Genomic DNA, 18,715 nt, shown 5'->3' with positions numbered 1-18,715 from the left:
CCTTCTGTCCGCCGTCCATCCGCAGCGCGGGTGGCGGCCGGGCCGTCGGCTCCTCGCGCTCAGCGGGGAGGTGCCGGGCGTACCGGGTGCTTGCTCAGGACGGAGACCCGGTTGAAGGCGTTGATGGTGATCGCCACCCAGATCACGGCGGAGATCTCGTCGTCCGACAGGACGGCACGGGCGAGGGCGTACGCGGTGCTCTGCGCCCCGGCGTCCGCCGGGTGGGTGGTGGCTTCGGCGAGCGCCAGGGCCGCCCGTTCGCGCGGTGAGAACAGCTCGGTGTCGCGCCAGGCCGGCAGTACGCCCAGCCGCTGGGTGGTCTCCCCGGCGCGCAGGGCCGCCCGGGTGTGCAGGTCCAGGCAGAAGGCGCAGGCGTTGAGCTGCGACACGCGGATGTTGACCAGCTCGACCAGCACGCGGTCCAGTCCCGCGTCGGCGGCGACCTTGCGGACCGCTTCGGCGGTGGCGGTCATCGCGCGATAGGCGTCCGGGCTCTGCTTGTCGACGTACACCCGTCCGCCGGTGCTCGCGGTCACGGTCTCCGTCACCGTCTCAGCCACGTGATCTCCTTCATCGCGCGATCTTACGACGTACGTCCTATCATCATCGAGTGAATGTTGAAAATCGAACTTTCCTTTCCGGGGGAGGAGCAGAACGGTGAGCAACACAGAAGCGCTGCCCGCCCCCGTCGCCTGCGGCGGCGAGACCGGCGGACCGGCACCCGCCGACATCGAGATCCTCACCCCGCGCGACGTACCGCTGGGCGGCCCCCGCGCCATGCGGGTGCGGCGCACACTGCCGCAGCGCGCCCGGACACTGATCGGGGCCTGGTGCTTCGCGGACCACTACGGGCCGGACGATGTCGCGGCCAGCGGCGGCATGGACGTCGCCCCGCACCCCCACATCGGCCTGCAGACCGTCAGCTGGCTCTTCAGCGGTGAGATCGAGCACCGCGACAGCCTCGGCATCCACGCCTTCGTCCGGCCCGGCGAGCTGAACCTGATGACGAGCGGTCACGGCATCTGCCACTCCGAGGTGTCCACCCCCGCGACCACGGTCCTGCACGGCGTGCAGCTCTGGGTCGCCCTGCCCGAGGAACACCGCGACACCGCACGGGACTTCCAGCACCACGCCCCCACGCCGGTCCCGCTGGACGGCGGGCAGGCCCGGGTGTTCCTCGGCGCCCTCGCCGGGGACACCTCGCCGGTGCGCACCTTCACCCCTCTCCTGGGTGCCGAACTGCACGTGGCCCCGGGCGCCACGCTCACCCTCGACGTCGCCCCCGACTTCGAGCACGGCGTGCTGGTCGACACCGGGCACATCGTCCTCGACGGGACCGCGCTGCAGCAGGCGGAACTCGGTTACGCCGCCCCGCACCGCACGACCCTCACCCTGACGAACCCCGCGGACGAGCCGGCCCGCCTCATCCTGCTGGGCGGCCCGCCGTTCCAGGAGGAGATCGTCATGTGGTGGAACTTCATCGGCCGGTCGACGGAGGAGATCGCCCAGGCCCGCCGGGACTGGACGGAAGGCCGACGCTTCGGCGAAGTCCAGGGCTACGACGGCGACGCCCTGCCGGCCCCGGAACTGCCGACGGTACCGCTGAAGCCGCGGGGCAACCGACGCTGAGCTGCCGGGGGGGGCGCCCGGTTCGCGAGCCCTGCCTGGCCGCCCCTCCTCGTGATGGTCGCCGGCCTGCACGTCGACGCCCGCCGCATCGTCGACCAGGAGGTGGGACCTGGTCCCCGGCCCGACCGGCGTGTGTGCCGGGCTGCGGGCCGGCTCCGGCTTAAGGTCGGTCAGACGCTGACATCCGGAGTGAACATGCAGAAAACGGATGAAATGGTCGACCGTACGGCGGGAGCGGCGGTCGCCGCCGCCGTTCCGACCGTGCCCCGCCTCCGGCCCCGGTGGCCCTTCCGAGCCGTCTTCGCGGCGACCGCCTGCCTGGCGGCCGTGCTGCTTCTCGCGGGCAGCGGATGGCTGAGCCACCCGGCCGTCCAGGCCTGGCGCACCGTCTGTCTGGCCATCACCGTCCAGGCGCTCCCCTTTCTCCTGCTGGGCACGGCCCTGTCCGGCGCGATCAGCGCCTTCGTGCCGGCGGAACTGTTCACGCGGGTGCTGCCCAAGCGGGCCGCCGTCGCCGTTCCGGTGGCCGGTGTCGCAGGGGTGGTGCTGCCCGGCTGCGAGTGCGCGTCCGTCCCCGTCGCGAACAGCCTGATCGGCCGCGGTGTCACCCCGGCCGCCGCCTTCGCCTTCCTGCTCTCCGCCCCGGCCGTCAATCCCGTCGTCCTGACCGCCACCGCCGTCGCCTTCCCCGGCAACCCCGCGATGGTCGCCGCTCGCCTGCTGGCCTCGCTCGCCACCGCCGCCGTGATGGGCTGGCTGTGGCTCTGGCGGGGGAGGGAGGAGTGGCTCAGGCCCACCGTCCGGCACACCGGACATCACCACGGGCACAGCCGCCGACGGGAGTTCGTGGAGGGCTGTCGGCACGACTTCCTGCACGCCGGCGGCTTCCTCGTCCTCGGTGCCATGGCCGCGGCCACCTTCAACGTCGTCGTTCCGCGTTCCGTCCTGGACACCTTCTCCGCCTCCCCGTGGCTGTCGGTGCTCTTCCTCGCCGGGCTCGCCGTCGTCCTCGCCGTCTGCTCGGAGGCCGACGCCTTCGTCGCCGCGTCGCTCACCGGCTTCTCGCCCACCGCACGGCTCGCCTTCCTGGTGGTCGGGCCGATGGTCGACCTGAAACTGATCGCCCTTCAGGCAGGAACTTTCGGCCGGGCCTTCGCCTGGCGCTTCTCCACCGCGACCACGGTGGTGGCGGTCGCCACGAGCGTCCTGATCGGAGGGGCACTGCTGTGAAACGCCACGCACAGGTACTGCTTCTGGTGCTGACCGGCATCGGTCTGCTGCACGCGGCCCTGTTCACCGATCTCTACCTGCGCTATGTCAAGGAGGGGCTGCGCGCGCCGCTGATCGTCTCGGGCGTCGTGCTGCTGCTCCTCGGTCTGGCGGGCGCGGTGCTGATCGAAAAACGGACCGAGCACGCCGGCCATGCGCACGGCCACGACCACTCCCGTGTCCCGGGCGTCGCCTGGCTGCTGTTCTTCCCGGCGCTGAGTCTGCTCCTCTACGCCCCTCCCGCCCTGGGCGCGTACACCGCCGCGCGATCCAACGACAAGGCGGTCGAGAAGCACAGGACGTTCGATCCGCTGCCCGCGACCTCACCGCTGCCCATGACCCTCGGCGACTTCACCGCCCGCGTCCAACAGGACCACGACCTGAGCATCAAGGGCCGCACCGTCCAGATGACCGGCTTCGCCACCCCGGCCGGAAACGGCGGCGGCTGGTTTCTGACCCGGATCATCTTCACCTGCTGCGCCGCCGACTCGCAGACCGTGAAGGTGCGGATGTACGGCACCGAGGCCCCGCCCGCCAACACATGGCTGGCCGTGACCGGCTCCTGGCATCCCCGTGGCACGCTCGGCACGAGGAGCGCGGAAGCCGCCCTCGACATCAGGAGCACCAGGCGCATCGCCCCGCCGGTCAACGCCTACACCGACGACCTGCCTCTCGTACCCTCCTGAGGCCGGTCCCGCTCCTTCCGGCCCCGGACCCGTGCTCAGGGGCGTGTTCGGCAACGTGCGGCCTAGTGGGCCCCGAAGCCGCCCCGGCCACCGTCATGTGGCGGCGTTGTCCGGGTAGTTGAGCGACATGACCCTGCCCAAGCCACTGAAGACCGCGTTGCTCGTCGTGCTGGCGTACGTGTGCATCGTGCTGATCATGCGCTACCGCAGGGACGGCATGGACTGGGGCCCGGCACTCCTGATCGGGCTGTTCGCGACGCCGCTCGCACTGCTGTGGTCGCGGGGGCGGGACCGCCTGATGACCGCCGCGCGAGGAGCCGGTGAGCGGGCGCGCGAACGTCGCCGCCGGGGCTCGTCCGACTGAGTCACCAGGGCACGGGGCGCCGGATGTGCCGTTCGAGGGACGGAGTCCGTGTCCCCCGCCCACCCATGATCGTTACGTCCGGTGCCGTCGCAGACCGGCGGCACCGGGTCCTTCCAGCGGACCCGGGAGCGAGACGCAACCGGGTGTGGTGACCGCAAGGAGTCGCTGGTGGGAGGCTGGATCAGTGTCGGGTTCGGCGCAGTTGCCGCTCTGTGTCCGTTTCCCCAGCACGGTGACGTCGGGGTGATCGTCGACCACACGTCGACGGCCGGGCGGGTCGTCGTCTGCGCTCCCGACGTATGGATCGAGGTGAGCGACGGCGAGACCGCCGCTTCCGAACCGCAGTGCCGGCCGACTCCGCCTCCACCCGAGCCCAGCCGCCCCGCGGCCGCACCCTCCGAGGCGCCCGCACCGCCCGCTCCGGGCGCGGAGCCGCCCCGATCGGAGCCCGAAGGTCCGCGACGGCAGAACCCCGCCGATCCGCCCCAGGAACCTCCGGCGGCGCCTCACCGTCAACCGGCCCGGCCGGCCCCGGAGGAACCCGCGCCCGAACGCCCCGTCGCACGGAAGCCGGCCGTCGCCCGCACCGCACCCAAGGCGTTCCGGTGGGTGCCCCGGCGGCACTACACCGGCGGCCCGCGGCGACCGGTACCGGCGGGGATGCCGACGACGATGACCACCGTCGTCGTCACCACCCCGGCCATCCTGGCCGCCGCCGTGCTGCGCCCCTCCTCCCGCCGCCGCAACCGGCGCTGACCGCCGGCCGCGGCTGGCCGTCACGGCCGTCGCGGATGCCGGACCACCTCGATTCCCCCCTTCCTCCCTGGAGTTGCGCTGTGCCCGAGTGGCTTGTCTACACCGTGGCGTCCGTCCTGGTGTGCCTTCTCGTCGTCGTCGCCACGGTCGTGCGGCACCGCCGTGTGGCCGACGACGAAGACACCTCCGAGACCCCCGACGTCCTCGAGTACATGGTGATGATGGTGGGAGTCGTCTACGCCATCGTGGTCGGCCTGGCCATCGCCGGCGTGTGGGAAGCACGCGGCGCCGCAGAGGACACCGTCCAGCGGGAGGCGCAGGCCCTGTACGAGGTCGACCAGCGCCTGGACGTCTACCCGGCCGCCTTCCGCACCCAGGTGCAGCAGCACATCGACGACTACACCCGGCACGCCGTCAGCGCCGAGTGGCCCGCCATGCAGGACGACAAACCCGTCGACGCCTCCGGTGCCACGCTGCTGCGCCGCATCCGCAGCGACATCGCCCACCACACGCCGGCCGACGAACTCCAGGCCCAGGCCTACCAGCCCCTCCTCGACCAGGTCGCCGCAGCGGACGACGCACGCCACCAGCGCCTGGACAGCGCCGGCACGACCTTGCCGGGGGCGGTCTGGTTCGGCCTGGTCGCGGGCGGCGTCGTCACCCTCGGGCTGCTCTACACCCTGCAGATCCGCCGCTCGACCCGCGAACTCCTCCTGGCCACCGCCTTCAGCGCCCTGGTGGTCTTCCTCCTCTTCCTCGTCTGGAGCTTCGACGCCCCCTTCGGCCACTCGGGGACGGACTCCGCCCAGCCGTTCACCGATCTGCTCACGAACCTGTGAGGGAGCAGGGGGCGGTCAGGCGTCCGCGAGGAGCGGGTCGTACGGGGTGGAGCGGCGGCGGCCGGACATGAAGGACAGGAAGTCCTTGACGAACGCGCCGCGTGTGTACGCCTCCTCCGTCCCCTCCGCGCCGGCCGTGTCGCGCAGGAAGGCGGTGCGGAACAGGGCGCGGTACTCGTCGGCGTCGATGCTCTGGTCGCCGTCCTTGTCGGTGGCGTCGAAGAGGACTTCCGCGACCTTGATGAGCGCCGGGCCGGCCAGCGAGGGCACGGCCGCGGCGTACTCGTGGGCGCTGATCCGGCCGTCGCCGTCGGTGTCGAGAGCGGACTGCAGTTCGCGCCACCAGCCGGCGAACGCGTCATAGAGCCTGGTCTCCTGCGGCTCGTCCAGGTCGAGACGACCGGACAGCTCCCGGGCCATCGCCGCCAGGTCGGGCCAGTCGAGGTAGCCGTTGCCGGTCTGGTCCAGCACCTCCGCGAAGAACTCCTCCGCGCTGCGCTGCGTGCCGCCCTCCGCGGCGGGCTCGGGTTCCGGGGGAAGCGGGGTGATGAGCCGGATCAGCGCCCCGGCCCGCTTCATCCTGTCCCGCAGGGCGGTGATCGTGCGCGCCCGCGGATCGTCGCTGTCGGGGGAGAGGGCGAGCAGGTCGGTGATCCCCTCGGCCGAGATCCACCCCTCCGGCAGCAGACGGGCCAGTCCGGCGGCCAGGTAGGCCCCCTGCATCAGAGTCCGGGTTCCCGGCAGCTCGGGCAGGCCCGCCCGGCGGCGGAACGGCTCGGGCAGGGACGCCACCGTGATGGCCCCGATGACGGGGCCCACGACCGCGCGGCCGACGGCCCAGAAGGTGGGCAGGCCGTGCAGCAGTGGCGGCGCCGGAAGGTGGTCGAAGAGCTTGTAGAGGATGATGCGCATCGCCTCCGTGTGCTCCAGCTCCTCCTCCACCACCCGGTCGTAGTAGCTCCAGAACTCGTGCAGCGTGGGCGGCAGATGACCGCCGTCGTCGCCCAGGACGGCGAGGTACGCCCGGAACTCCTCGTACAGCCGCTCCGTCGTGTCCTGGCCGAGGGGCTGCCCGCTCATCCGGCACATCGTGACGGCACTCTCGAACAGCGTGGCGACCACCCAGGCACGCACCGCAGGGTCCAGCGCGTCGTAAGGACGGTGCTGGGCGTCGGTGCCCTTCAGCCGTGCGTGCAGCCGGTTGAGCCGGGCCGCCTCCCGCTGCCGGACGTGGTCGTCGGGGCCGAACATGCGCTGCAGGCTCAGCAACGTGTTGCGCAGCCGGCGCCACGGATGCGTGACGAACGTGGAGCTGTCGATCAGGGCCGCACCGATCTGCGGGTGAGCCGCCTCCAGTACGGTCGCCCGGATGATGGCGAGACCCCAGCGCGGGTCGTCGAAGAGCTCGCGGAACTGCGAACGGGACCCGAACAGGGGCGTTTCCGGCTCGGTACCCGGTCGTGCGGCGTGCCCGTCGCGCTCTGTCGCGCCGGCGCCGGTGCTGTGGGGCGAGCCGCTGTCTGCGTGGGTCACGGCAGGGGGTCTCCGTTCTGGTGCGGCAGCACGCCGCCGAAGCGGCGATCGCGTTGCTGGTAGGTGTGCAGGCATTCGAGGAAGTGCGGTGCGCGGAAGTCGGGCCACAGCACCGGTGGGAAGACCCATTCGGCGTAAGCGACCTGCCACAGCATGAAGTTGGAGATGCGCTGCTCCCCGGACGTCCTGATCACCAGGTCGACGTCGGGGGTGTCGGCGAAGGGCAGATGCGCGGCGAAGTGCTCCTCGTCGACGGCCTCGGCCGGCACGCCGCTTCGGATCAGGGAGCGCGCCGCCTCGACGATGTCCCGGCGCCCGCCGTGGTCGAACGCCACGGTCAGGGTCATGCCCCGGTTGTCACCGGTCAGGGTCATCAGGTCCTCGAAGTCCCGGGCCAGCGCCGGGGGTACCCGCGGATCGGTCACGCCGAGGAAGCGGCAGCGGATCCCGCGCGCGTGCAGCAGCGGTGCGTGTTTGCGTACGACGCGGCGCACCAGCCGCATGAGGAAGTCGACCTCGGTGTGCGGGCGACGCCAGTTCTCGGTGGAGAACGCGTACAGGCTGAGCCAGCCGACCCCGGCCGACCGGGCCGCCTCGATGACGTCGATCACCGACGTCTCGGCGGCCAGGTGACCCGACGTCCGTGGCAGCGAGCGCCGCGCGGCCCACCGCCCGTTGCCGTCCATCACACAGGCGACATGACGGGGCACCGTGAGCGGTGGCTCCGTGTCCGGACCGGGGGAGTCGACAGCCCCGACAGCATGCCGATGTGTCACATCCGCCCCCCATGAGCCGACTGTGATCCCCCTCGGTGATCACTGACAGCAGAGTGCCAGCGCAGGACCCGCCAAGCGGTGCCGGCCACGGTACTTCACCCTTGGTACGCCTGTACGACGCCGGAACGCGCAACGGTCTCCGGCTCCCGGACCACTGCCCGGGCGGCCGGAGACCGCAGTGTGCGTCGACGCCGTATTGCCCTACGGCTCAACTCCCGTCGGCCTGCTCAGGTTTGGCGAGCCGGCCTCGGAAGCCGAGGTTCAGACCTTGATCCCCCAGGCCTGCACGGGCGTCCTGAGGGACGAGCCGTAGGACGAGCAGTAGGCGTACGAGGTGGTGCCGGACGCGGCGGCGGCGCCCTGTGCGACGCGGCCGTTCTTGCACTTGGCCGCGGCGATGAACGTGCCGCCCGTGCACTTCACGCCCGCCGTGTTCCTGTCGTGCCACGCCAGCTTGCAGCTGAACGCCTTGGCGCTCGCGGGAGCGGCGGTCGCCGGTCCCGTCGCCGCGGCCGCACCCGACAGAGTGAGAGCGGCGACGGTCAGGACACCGGCCAGCTTGCGCTTCATGGTTACCCCCTTGTGGTCGTTGCCGGAGGTCGTCCCGGCTGGAGAAGAACTTACGCAGCCCGACGGGACCTCACATCAACCCTCCGTCGGTCCTGTCGTAAACCCTCGCGGTAGCCGCGGGCCGACCGCCGCCGTACGACGGGCGGTGGACCGTGGCGACCAGCACCACCGCCGCCGACGGCGCGCCCCGCGGTCTCCAGGGGTTCTGACATCGTTGTCAGGTCGTAGGTGTCGCCGTCGGCGTCAAGGTTTCGCTCACCTCGGGCGTACGGGATCCCGGGCTCGCCACGAACAGGGTCCCTGTGCCCCGCACCGTGACCCCCTCGTCGGAGTCGGGGACGAAGCACGAGGCGCCGGGGCGGAGCGTGAGGGGGGCACCCGCCGGTCCTGTCAGTTTGGCCGAGCCGTCGAGGCACAGGGCGACACGAGGCCCGGACGCAGGAGTCAGCGGCATCGGTGCGGCGGAGAGGGTCATCCGGTGAAGGGCGAACTCCTCCGCCGGGCAGTCGTACGAGTGCGCGGTGCCCGGGCCGGGGAGGGGTCGCGGTCGGACGGCGGCCACACGCACCGACGGGTCGGTGATCCGCAGCAGCTCCGGTACGTCGATCTCCTTGGCGGTCAGTCCCGCGCGCAGCACGTTGTCGGACGCCGCCATGACCTCCACGCCCACACCCCGGACATAGGCGTGCAGCCCGCCGGCCGGCATGAACAGTGCGGCGCCCGGTTCGAGGACCTGGTGCCGCAGCAGGAGAGAGGCCACGAGTCCGATGTCACCGGGGTGGTGCTCGGCCATGCGCGTGACCGCTTCGTAGGCGGCCGCGTACGGCCCGGTCTGTCGGGCGAGCCGGGCGCATGCGTGGACGACCTCGTCGACGAGCGTGCTTCGGCCCTGCGCCGGCCATTCCAGCAGCGCTCGCAGCGCGGAGGTGAGGGCCGCCGCACCGCTCTCGGTCTCCAGGAGCGCGAGGACGGGACCCAGCGCGGGAAGGGCGAGCCCGTCCAGGACGCGGGCGGCCTCCTCGCGCGTCCGGAAGCCGGCCAGCACCTCGAACGGGGTCAGTGCGCAGAGGAGTTCGGGCTTCGGCCAGTCGTCCGTGTAGGGGCCGTGACCCGTGCCTGCGAGCTGGGCGGCGAACCCCTTTCGGGCCTGGGCGCGGTCGGGGTGCACCTGGATGGACAGCGGCTGGTCGGCGGCCAGGATCTTGAGCAGGAAGGGCAGTCGGCCCCCGAACCGGGAGGCGCAGTCCGCCCCCAGTTCCCGCTCGGGACGGCCGGCCACCACATCCTGCAGGGTGACTGTCTCTCCGTCGCGGGTGAGGCCCGCCGGACCCGCCGGGTGCGCCCCCATCCACAGTTCCGCCTCCGGACCGGATGACGGGGTGCTCCGTCCCTGTATGCGGGCGAGAGCGGTACGCGAGCCCCAGGCGTAGTTCTTGATGATCGGTTCCAGTAGATCCACGCAGGCATGCTATCCAGGGGGGTCGGGCCTCCGTCCGCTCCGCCTCTGGTCGTGGAGCGGGGTCGTATCCGTCCGGGAGTGTGTCCCGTCGTAAGGCCTGCGCGGCGCGCACGTATGCCCTCCACCCCGTGAAAGTAACGCGCACACGGGGTGTTTGCCGGGGCGGGACGGGAGCACACGACGGCCAGGAGGTTGATAACGATGGTTCCCCTGCTTCTGGTTCTGCTGCTGGCTCTGGTCCTCTTCGGTGCGGGCTTCGCACTCAAGGCCCTGTGGTGGGTCGCGGTGATCGTGCTCGCGGTGTGGCTGCTCGGTTTCGTGGTGCGTCCGGCGGCCGGTGGCGGCCGCCGGGGTCGCTGGTACCGATGGTGATGACCGGTACCGCGCACTGAGCGGTTCGCGGGCGGCGTCGCAGGCGACGGTGTCCGTGAGGGTGGGTCGGCCCGGAAGGGTCGGCCCACCCTTCTTTTGTGTGTTTCCCGGCCCCTCCTTCTGTGCTTCCCGGACGGCACTCGGGAGAGGACGTCACCACGGAACAAACGGGACGTACGGCTTGGTTGGGGCGTACCGGGTGGGGCGACGGGTACTGGAGGGCGAGTCGGCCCCCGTGAACTCCGCAGTGGGAACCTGCGCCTCCTGGTTCACGGGGGCCGACGTCGCGACGCAGGGGCGGCTCTCGGTTCAGCCGCGTACCGCGTCGCCGTGGGCGGTCGCTTCCCCCGGCGCGGCCAGCTTCGCCAGGTGGCGCAGCGAGTTGACGAGGTGCTCCGGGCCGAACGGCGGGAATCGGATGCCGCGCGCGCGGATGTACTCCGGCACCGCCGACCAGTCGTAGGTGAGCGTGATCTTCGTCTGCGTCCCGGACGGCCCGAGCGGCTCGAGGTCGTAACGCCAGAGCCAGCCGCCGAGTTCCAGCGTTCCGTCGTCCTTCTCCTGGCCGGTGAACCAGCCGATGGTGTGCGGCGCGTCCAGCATCTGGACCTGGTTGACCACCTGGTAGTCACCGTTCGGATGGTTGGAGTGGTACATCGCCATCCGGAAGATCTGTCCCGCCTCGGTCAGTGGCGCCGGATCGACGGGCTCCTGGACCCAGCCGGTGCCGTCGATCGACGCGTGGGTCCTCGGGTCCGCCAGGACCGCGAACACCCTCGCCGCGGGGACGGGGACCGTCAGGGTGGCGCTCACGTGTTCCTGATCCGGCTCCATGGGGCTCACGCTCCTCGTGCTCTCGCATCGGGCCTCCCGCGGTCGCGGGAGGTTCCTCCCTGCAGACCCGGTGGCGGGGTGGAACTCATCGGTCCCACGACCGTCCGGTCCTGCGCAGCGGCCCGCCCCGGGGTACAGAGCGGTCTGCCCTTCTTGATCAAATCCACTTCCGACATCTCCTACAATGTTCAAGTAATGAGGTGGGTGGAAGGGGCGGGTATGTCCGCGCGCGACGTGGCCTTCGGGCCGCTGCTGCGGGAGATGCGACTGGCGAAGTCGTTGACGATCGAGGCGCTGGCGGACGCGTCCGGTGTCAGTGTGCGCGGCATCGGTGATCTGGAACGCGGCCGGCGGGCCGCCCCGCAGCGGCGGACGGTCGCCGCGCTCGCGGACGGGCTCGGCCTCGGCGACACCGAGCGGGAGCAACTGCTCGCCGCCGCCCGGGTCGGCCGTACACCCGGACACAGCCCGGTCGGCGTGCGGTCCTTTCCGCGCGGCATCGACGACTTCGTCGGCCGCGCGGACGAACTGGCGGAACTGGAGAAGCTCGCCGGACCACCGCCCAGGGACGACGACGCCGAAGCGAGACGCGGTGCCACGGACGACGACGCCCGAGCGAGAGGCGGTGCCACGGACCACGCCGCATCAGCAGGAGCCGGTGCCACGGACGCCACGCCCGTCGTCGTCGCCGTCCACGGCGCCCCCGGTACCGGCAAGACCACCCTCGCCCTGCGCGCCGCCCGCCGGTTCGCCGACCGCTTCCCGGACGGCCAGCTCATGGTGGACCTGCGCGGCACCGACGACACTCCGCCCGCACCCTCGGAGCTGGTCGTCCGGATGCTCAAGGCGTTCGGCGTTCCCGACCGCGACCTGGCCAGATCGGGGCCGCAGGCCCACCCCGCCCTCTACCGTGAGGTACTCGCCGACCGCCGCTGCCTGCTCGTCCTCGACAACGCCCGCGACGAGGCGCAGGTACGCCCGCTGCTGCCCGGCGCCGGCCGCACCCTGGTCCTGGTGACCAGCCGCCGTATGCTCACCGGACTCGACGGCGTGCACCGGCTGCCGCTCGGCCGGCTCGACCCCGCCGAGTCGGCCGCCTTCCTCACCGCCCTCGTCGGCGAGGACCGTGCGACGGCCGAACCGGAGGCACTGCACGAGGTCGCCCAACTCTGCGAACACCTCCCGCTGGCCCTCCGCGTCGCGGGCAACTGGCTGGCCACCCGCACCGGTTGGAGCCTGCGACGCCTGGCCGACCGGCTCGCGCACGAGGAACGGCGACTGGACGCGCTGTCCGCCGGTGACGTCCGGGTGGCCGGTGCCTTCGACCTGTCCTACCGCCAGCTCACGCCGCCCGCCGCCCGCATTTTCCGGCGCCTGTCCCTGGTCCCCGGCCCCGACGTCGGCGCGGCCTGCGCGGCCCGGCTCACCGGCCAGGACCTCTACGACGCCGAGGACACCCTGGAGGAACTGGTCGAGGCCGGCCTGCTCGGCGCCACCGGGGACCGCTACCGGCTGCACGACCTGCTGTGCCTGTACGGCCGCGCCCGGCTCGCCGCCGAGGAACGCGGCGAGGACGTCGAACGGGCCCGGCGGTCGATGAACGACTGGCTGCTGGAGACGGCCGTCGTGGCCGGCCGGTGGTACGAGCCCGACCACGGCGCGCCGCCCACCTCCTGGCAGAGCGCCGTCGACCTGTCCAGCGCCGACAAGGCACGCGAATGGCTCCAGGTTGAAGCCGTCAACTGGCTGGCCGCGCTGCACGCGGCCGCGGCCGACGGCGAGCACGCCACCGTCGTCGAGGTGGCCGAGTCCCTGCACTGGTTCTCGGACCAGTGGATCTTCTGGGGACACTGGCCCGAGGTCTTCCGCGCCGCGGCACGCTCCGCCGGCGCGCTCGGCGACCCGCTGCTCGAAGCCACCCAGCTCAACTACTACGCCTGGGCCGTGCTGCTGTGCGAGGGCCGGCCCCGGGACAGCCTGGAGCACTCCGCCCACGCCCTCGCCGCCGCCCGGCGCGCGGGCGACCGCATCCAGCAGGCCTGGGCGCACCAGTACGCCGGCTGGGCGCACAACCTGCTCGGCGAGCGCGACCAGGCCTTCGAGCACACCTCCCGCGCCATCGCCCTGTTCGAGGCCGCGGGGGACCTGCTCGGCCTGCTGCAGGCCCTGCTCGCACGCGCCCTCGACCTGCAAGGTGCCGGGCGCGACGAGGAAGCGGTCGAGGTGTACCGGCAGTCCCTGGTGCGGCTCGACGAGGCCGCCGACACCATCGAACCGCACATCGCCGCCGTCACCCGCGGCAACGCTCTCGCGGGCCTGGGACGCAGCCTCGGCAGGCTCGGCCGCTGGAACGAAGCCGTGGAGCACCTGCGGGCCTCCGTGGCGCTGTGCCGGGCGGACGGCAACATCGCCCTGGAGAGCCGCTATCTGCTCGCGCTCGGTGACGTCCTGCTCGGCGCCGGCCGCGCCGCCGAAGCACGCGAGGCGTTCACGCGCTGCGTCGCCCTCGGCTCCGGCTCCGATCCCCAGCGGGTCGCCGAGGCCCAGTCCCGGCTCGCCCGTCCGGACGCGCGCTGACCCGGGCCGCCGCCCCGCGCCTTCGCCGGCTTACGGGGGCCGGGGCGGCCCGAGTCGCCTGTGTGCGCACGGCCCTGTTGCGTGCGCGCACTTCCCGGCTCTGCCTCTTTCTGCCTGCGAACTGCCTGGTGCCGGGACCGGCCCGGCTGGTTGATTGCTGCGCAGGAGAGAGGGGAGAACCAGGTGGATCTCGTGCTGTCGACGGACACGGTGCCCGTCGGGGACAGACTCGACCGCTGGCGCGCCGCACTGGCCACCGCCCTGCTCCCGATGGCCGTGACACCGCGTGGCAGCGGCCCCCTCACCGGCCGGATCACCGGCAGGCGCCTCGGACACCTGCGCGTCTGCTCCCTGCGGGCCGACGCCCAGCGCGTCAGCCGCAGAGGGCCGGGGGAGGCGGCCGTCGGCATCCTCGTCCTGACGTCCGGCACGGCGAGGCTCCTCCAGGACGGGCGGCACGCCGTCGCGAGCGCCGGTGACCTCCTGGTGTACGACGCGGCACGGCCGTACCTCCTCGACTTCCCCGACCGGTTCGCCTGCCACGTCGTCCATCTGCCCCGCCGTGGGCTGGACATCTCCGACGACGATCTGCGCCACGTCACGGCGACCGCCGTCAGCGGCACCGACGGCATCGGCGCGATCCTCGGCCCCTTTCTCGCACGGCTCCTCGGCTCGGCCGGCTCCTACGGCCCGGCCGTGGCGGCGCGGCTCGCGTCCGGTGTCGAGGACCTGTTCGCCACGCTGGTCGCCGAACGCGGCCCGCTCGGCGGCGCCGACAGCGGACGCGGTGAACTCGTGCTGCGCATCCGTGACCACATCGACCGCCATCTGGAGGACCAGGCCCTGACACCGGAGACGGTGGCCGCCGCCCACCACATATCCGTGCGCTATCTGCACCGGCTCTTCGAGGAGGAGGGCATCACCGTCGCCCGGCTCGTCCAACGCCGCCGGCTGGAGGAGTGCGCTCGCGAACTGGCCCGCGGCGGCGGGGCCGCGCTCGCCGTGGCGGCCGTGGCGCACCGCTGGGGCTTCGTCAACGCGGCGCACTTCAGCCGGGCCTTCCGCCGGCAGTACGGCCACTCGCCGCGCGAGTGGCGGCAGTTGCACACGTCGGGCAGAGTGCCGGGCCAGGGGCAGGAGGAGCCGGCGCGGGGCGGCGCAGCGGTCCCGGTGTCGCGGGCGGAGGGCGCCGCCCCGGCCTCCGCTGCTTCTCCGGTGTCCCGCGCCGGGCGCGCCGCCCCCGACGACCGACAGGGCGTGGACCGTGCGGCCTGAGGTGCCTCCGGCGCGGCCCGTCGCACGCGACGGGCCGTCGGCGGCGGCGTCGGCGTCGACCGGGGGACACCCGGGCCTCCTCCCGCCGTCACCGTCACCGTCACTGTCGCCGCCGGGCGCGCTCGCCGCCGCTCCCCGGCCTCAAGCACTCCCGGCGCTCGCGGGCCGTGCCTCCGAGCAGGCCCTGTTGCGCCGGGTGCTGGACAACGCCCGCTCGGGGAGCGGCGGAACCGGCACCCTGGTGCAGGGCGCCCCCGGCCTCGGCAAGACGGCCCTGCTGGACTGGGCCCACGCCGAGGCACGCGCCCTCGGTTTCACCGTGCTGCGCGCGGTTGGCTCCGAAGCCGAGGCCGGCGTGACGTTCGGCGCGCTGCACCAGCTGCTGTGGCCGCTCACGGGCCGTATGCGCGCGCTGCCCGAGCCGCAACGGCGGGCGCTGGCGTTCGCGCTCGGGGAGACGGCGGAGCCCGTGCGCGGCGGCTTCCTGGTGGGCGCGGCCGTGCTGGCGCTGCTCGCCGGGGAGGCGCGCATGCGCCCCGTACTCGTCCTGGTGGACGACCTGCAGTGGGTGGACTCCTCCAGCGCGGCCGTGTTCGCGTTCCTCCAGCGCAGAACCGCCGAGGTGCCCGTCGCACTCGTCAGCGCGGGCCGTCCCGAGGGCCCGACGACCGAGGGCAGGCCCGGTAGCGTCGTCGACCTGACCGCGCTGGACGGCGACGACGCCCGGACACTGCTGCGCACCCGGCACCCGCATCTCGCCGTCACCACCGCCGACCGCATCCTCCAGGAAGCGGCGGGCAATCCGCTGGCCCTCGTCGAACTGCCCGTGCACCTCCACCCCGACCAGGCGCGCGGCGTCATGCCGCTGCCGAGAAGGTTCCCGCTCGGACACCGGCTGGAGCGCCTCTTCGCACCCAGACTGGAGCGGCTGTCCCGCGACGCGGCCCACGTGCTGCTGTACGCGGCGCTCGGCGGTACGGCGGCGACATGGGTGACACCTGCTCTGCTGGAGGGCTTCGACGCGCAGTGTGCCGACGACGTACTGGACGAGATCGAGACCAGCGGACTGGCGCACCTGGAACCGGACGGCCGGCTCACCTTCCGGCACCCCCTGGTGCGCGGAGCCGTCGTCGCCCGTGCCTCGGGACCCGAACGCCGGGCCGCCCACCGCCGGCTCGCCGCCGCGCTGCCGTACGACGATCCGCGGGCGCTGGGGCACGAGGCGGACGCGACCGTGCTGCCCGACGAGACCCTGGCCGGGCGGCTCCAGGAGGCCGGCCGCCGGCTCGCGCTGCGCGGCGGCGACGCCGAGGGCGCGCTGCTGCTGCACCGCGCGGCCGCCCTGAGCACCGCCCCCACGGCCCGCGCCCGCCGACTGACCTGGGCCGCCGCCATGGCCGCCCGTGGCGGACGGCTGCCGTACGCCGCGAAACTCGTCGAGGAACTGCGCGGCGCGCCCGTCCCCGCCGACAGCGCACCGCTGTACGCCTACGCCGTCGTCTACGTCGACCAGAGCCACCACGTCGACTTCGAGTCGTCGTTCACCCTGCTCCCGCAGGCCCTCACCGCGCTCGCCGGGGTGGGCTCGGGCGCCGGGCCGTTCGACGACCTCGCCGAGCAGGTCTACTTCAAACTGCTGCTGGCGACCGTCTACACGGCGGACCCGCGCGGCTGGGCCGCCCTGAGGACCCACCGGCACCAGGTCTCCGCGCTGGCCGACCTGTGCCGCCGCGCCTGGTCGGACCCCGCCCGCACGGCCCACGGCACCGGCGCCGAACTGCGCGCCATGGCCGCAGCCATGAGCCAGGAACAGCAGGCGGGCGCGGCCTGGCTGCTGCTGTGGACGGCCGCCGCGGTCGACATGGCCGACGCCTCGCTGTGGCGGCGCTTCCTCGGCCAGCACGCCTACGCCACCCAGGGCAGCATCGCCAAGGCCGGCGGTTACCAGAACTACCTGCGCGGCGACTGGGACCAGGTGGAGGTGTGCCTGCGCGAGGCGGAAGCGGCCGACGCCCTGGGCTACCACTGCAACGCCCTGCTCTTCAGGCACCACTACGCCCATGTCCTCGCCGGACGCGGGGACGAGGAAGCCCTCCTGGCACTGGACCAGGTCCTGCGGCCGCCGGCCGAACGCGCCCGGATGACGTTCGTGACGGACCATCTGACCCATCTGCGCGCCCTGGCCGCTCTCGGCCACGGCCGCGACGAGGAGGCGTACGGAGTCCTGGCCGGACTGACCCCGCCGGGTGTGCTTCCGGCCGGACTTCCGTGGTTCCACCTGCCGTTCTTCGACTTCGTGGACGCGGCCCTGCGCACCGGACGGACCGCGCAGGCCCGGGCGCACGTGGCGGCGGGCGACGCGGCACGCATGGGCGACATCTCCCCGCACCACGCGTTCCTGCTCGCCGCCGCCCGGGCGCTCGCCGCGACCGACGACGACGCCGACGCGCTGTTCGAGGCGGCGTACGCCGTGCCCGGCGCCGACCAGTGGGCGTTCGAACTGGCCAGGCTGCGGCTGGCCCATGGCATCCGGCTGAGCGACCGTCGCCGTCCGCAGGCGCGGCGGACGCTGGAACAGGCCCTGGACACCTTCCGTGCCCTGCGCGCCACCCCCTGGGCCGGGCGTGCCGAGCGCGCACTGCGCTCCACCACCGGCCGCGACGGCGGCCCGCGCTCGCTCACCGCTCAGGAGCTGCGCATCGCCCAGCTGGCGGCGGACGGGCTGAGCAACAAGGAGATCGGCGCGCGGCTGAGTCTGTCCCCGCGGACCGTCGGCGGGCATCTGGCGAAGGTCTTCCCCAAGCTGGGCATCGCCTCGCGCGCCGCCCTGGCGCGGGCGCTGCAAAGAGACACGTCCTGACGGCTCACGCGGGCCAGGGGTGCAGCGCCTCGTGCAGGGTGTCGAGCACCTGCGTGCGGGCCGCCCGGGCCGCAGGGGTGCCGCGCAACTGCTCGAACAGCAGGAAACCGTGCACGGGGTCCCGTGATAGCGCATCGACACCACCGGCACCCCCGCCCGCCGCAGCCGCGCCGCGTAGGCCTCGCCTTCGTCGCGTACGACGTCGGCCTCCGCTGTGATCACCAAGGTGGGCGGCGGCCCGGCGAGTTCGGCGTCCGCCGCCCGGGCGGGAGACGCCGTGCCGGCCGGCCGGTCGGCGGCGTCGGGGACGTACTGCCGCCAGAACTGTTCCATGGCCTCACGGCCGAGGAAGTATCCCGCACCGAATGGCCGGTAGGACGCGGTGTCCATGCGCGCGTCCGTCACCGGGTAGACCAGCGCCTGGTGTGCGAGCCGCGGTCCACCGCGCCGGTTCGCGGCAGGGCCAGCGCCGCCGCGAGGTTCGCCCCCGCCGACACCCCGGCCACCGCGAGCCGGCCGCCGTCCAGCGCGCGCTCGCCGCCGTGCGCGGCCGGCCACCCCGCCACGGCGTACACCTGCTCCAGAGCCACCGGATAGCGGGCCTCGGGCGAGCGGTCGTACTCCGGGACGACGACGGCGTCCGCACCGAGCGCGAGGTCGGCGAGCAGACCGCGGTCCCGGCGGGGCCGGCCACTCCTCGTCCACGCCCGGCAGCCCGCCGCCCCGCCCGGCGAGCGCCGCCACCTCGGCCCGCGCTCGCCGCGACCTGTCGGCAGACGGGATCCGGCGAACTGATCGTGGCGCGCGCCCCGCCGGCTGCCGGGCCGACCCCAGCCGCCGCCGTCCCGTCGAACACGCCGTGCGTGCACCGGGGCATGCCGCTGAGCGCATACGTCGGTCCACCCCTGAACGAAGG

Annotated in this window: 16 protein-coding genes and 1 pseudogene; 9 read left to right on the top strand and 8 right to left on the bottom strand. The window is 73.2% G+C overall.

Features of this window, described 5'->3' with window-relative positions; translation table 11 throughout:
* Positions 1-59: 59 nt before the first annotated feature.
* The gene (locus tag ACZ64A_RS23965) at positions 60-560 is read right to left on the bottom strand and encodes a carboxymuconolactone decarboxylase family protein (RefSeq protein WP_469812930.1); all 501 of its coding nucleotides are present in this window, start codon (positions 558-560) and stop codon (positions 60-62) included.
* 97 nt (positions 561-657) lie between these two features.
* On the opposite strand from ACZ64A_RS23965, the gene ACZ64A_RS23960 reads away from it, so the two are divergent.
* The 5 genes from ACZ64A_RS23960 (at position 658) to ACZ64A_RS23940 (ending at position 5,543) form a co-directional block, all read left to right on the top strand.
* The gene (locus tag ACZ64A_RS23960; RefSeq protein WP_469812929.1) at positions 658-1,629 is read left to right on the top strand and encodes a pirin family protein; all 972 of its coding nucleotides are present in this window, start codon (positions 658-660) and stop codon (positions 1,627-1,629) included.
* Positions 1,630-1,842: 213 nt separating this feature from the next.
* The gene (locus tag ACZ64A_RS23955) at positions 1,843-2,859 is read left to right on the top strand and encodes a permease (RefSeq protein ID WP_469812927.1); all 1,017 of its coding nucleotides are present in this window, start codon (positions 1,843-1,845) and stop codon (positions 2,857-2,859) included.
* On the top strand, positions 2,856-3,584 hold the full coding sequence (locus tag ACZ64A_RS23950; protein WP_469812926.1) for a TIGR03943 family putative permease subunit: 729 nt from the start codon (positions 2,856-2,858) through the stop codon (positions 3,582-3,584). The genes ACZ64A_RS23955 and ACZ64A_RS23950 overlap by 4 nt, the downstream gene beginning before the upstream one ends.
* Before the next feature lie 127 nt (positions 3,585-3,711).
* Positions 3,712-3,948, top strand: coding sequence for a hypothetical protein (locus tag ACZ64A_RS23945; RefSeq protein WP_469812924.1), 237 nt, complete (start codon positions 3,712-3,714; stop codon positions 3,946-3,948).
* A gap of 836 nt (positions 3,949-4,784) precedes the next feature.
* The gene (locus tag ACZ64A_RS23940) at positions 4,785-5,543 is read left to right on the top strand and encodes a bestrophin-like domain (RefSeq protein WP_469812923.1); all 759 of its coding nucleotides are present in this window, start codon (positions 4,785-4,787) and stop codon (positions 5,541-5,543) included.
* Positions 5,544-5,558: 15 nt separating this feature from the next.
* Here the strand turns inward: ACZ64A_RS23940 and ACZ64A_RS23935 are convergent, their stop codons facing one another.
* The 4 genes from ACZ64A_RS23935 to manA form a co-directional block, all read right to left on the bottom strand.
* Complete coding sequence (locus ACZ64A_RS23935) at positions 5,559-6,977, bottom strand: oxygenase MpaB family protein (RefSeq protein ID WP_469813222.1); 1,419 nt, start codon at positions 6,975-6,977, stop codon at positions 5,559-5,561.
* 95 nt (positions 6,978-7,072) lie between these two features.
* Positions 7,073-7,786, bottom strand: a complete 714-nt coding sequence (gene uppS, locus ACZ64A_RS23930) for a polyprenyl diphosphate synthase (protein ID WP_469812922.1) — start codon at positions 7,784-7,786, stop codon at positions 7,073-7,075.
* 327 nt (positions 7,787-8,113) lie between these two features.
* Entirely contained in the window at positions 8,114-8,422 is a 309-nt protein-coding gene (locus ACZ64A_RS23925) for a hypothetical protein (RefSeq protein WP_469812921.1), read from the bottom strand.
* A gap of 217 nt (positions 8,423-8,639) precedes the next feature.
* Complete coding sequence (manA, locus tag ACZ64A_RS23920; protein ID WP_469812919.1) at positions 8,640-9,881, bottom strand: mannose-6-phosphate isomerase, class I; 1,242 nt, start codon at positions 9,879-9,881, stop codon at positions 8,640-8,642.
* A 201-nt stretch (positions 9,882-10,082) separates the two neighbouring features.
* Here manA and ACZ64A_RS23915 point away from each other — a divergent pair, with 201 nt between their 5' ends.
* Positions 10,083-10,253: a hydrophobic protein gene (locus ACZ64A_RS23915; protein WP_361637512.1), complete on the top strand. Its 171-nt coding sequence runs from the start codon at positions 10,083-10,085 to the stop codon at positions 10,251-10,253.
* Between the two features lie 309 nt (positions 10,254-10,562).
* Here the strand turns inward: ACZ64A_RS23915 and ACZ64A_RS23910 are convergent, their stop codons facing one another.
* A complete protein-coding gene (locus tag ACZ64A_RS23910; protein ID WP_469812917.1) occupies positions 10,563-11,087 on the bottom strand; it encodes an SRPBCC family protein in 525 nt (174 codons plus the stop codon).
* Between the two features lie 219 nt (positions 11,088-11,306).
* Here ACZ64A_RS23910 and ACZ64A_RS23905 point away from each other — a divergent pair, with 219 nt between their 5' ends.
* The 3 genes from ACZ64A_RS23905 to ACZ64A_RS23895 all read left to right on the top strand — a co-directional run bounded on the left by ACZ64A_RS23905 (position 11,307) and on the right by ACZ64A_RS23895 (position 17,799).
* Positions 11,307-13,664, top strand: coding sequence for an ATP-binding protein (locus ACZ64A_RS23905; protein WP_469812916.1), 2,358 nt, complete (start codon positions 11,307-11,309; stop codon positions 13,662-13,664).
* Positions 13,665-13,847: 183 nt separating this feature from the next.
* Positions 13,848-14,939 carry an AraC-like ligand-binding domain-containing protein gene (locus ACZ64A_RS23900; protein WP_469812915.1) on the top strand — a complete coding sequence of 364 codons (1,092 nt, stop codon included), beginning with the start codon at positions 13,848-13,850 and terminating at the stop codon, positions 14,937-14,939.
* Between the two features lie 103 nt (positions 14,940-15,042).
* Entirely contained in the window at positions 15,043-17,799 is a 2,757-nt protein-coding gene (locus ACZ64A_RS23895; protein ID WP_469813221.1) for an AAA family ATPase, read from the top strand.
* A 174-nt stretch (positions 17,800-17,973) separates the two neighbouring features.
* Here the strand turns inward: ACZ64A_RS23895 and ACZ64A_RS23890 are convergent.
* Positions 17,974-18,204, bottom strand: a pseudogene (locus tag ACZ64A_RS23890) (alpha/beta hydrolase fold domain-containing protein); the annotation flags it as partial.
* Entirely contained in the window at positions 18,201-18,668 is a 468-nt protein-coding gene (locus ACZ64A_RS23885; protein ID WP_469812914.1) for an alpha/beta hydrolase fold domain-containing protein, read from the bottom strand. The pseudogene ACZ64A_RS23890 and the gene ACZ64A_RS23885, both read right to left, overlap by 4 nt.
* Positions 18,669-18,715: the final 47 nt, after the last annotated feature.

This window comes from Streptomyces sp. NPDC104814, from assembly GCF_055583185.1.
This window is presented reverse-complemented; position numbering and strand designations above follow the sequence as displayed.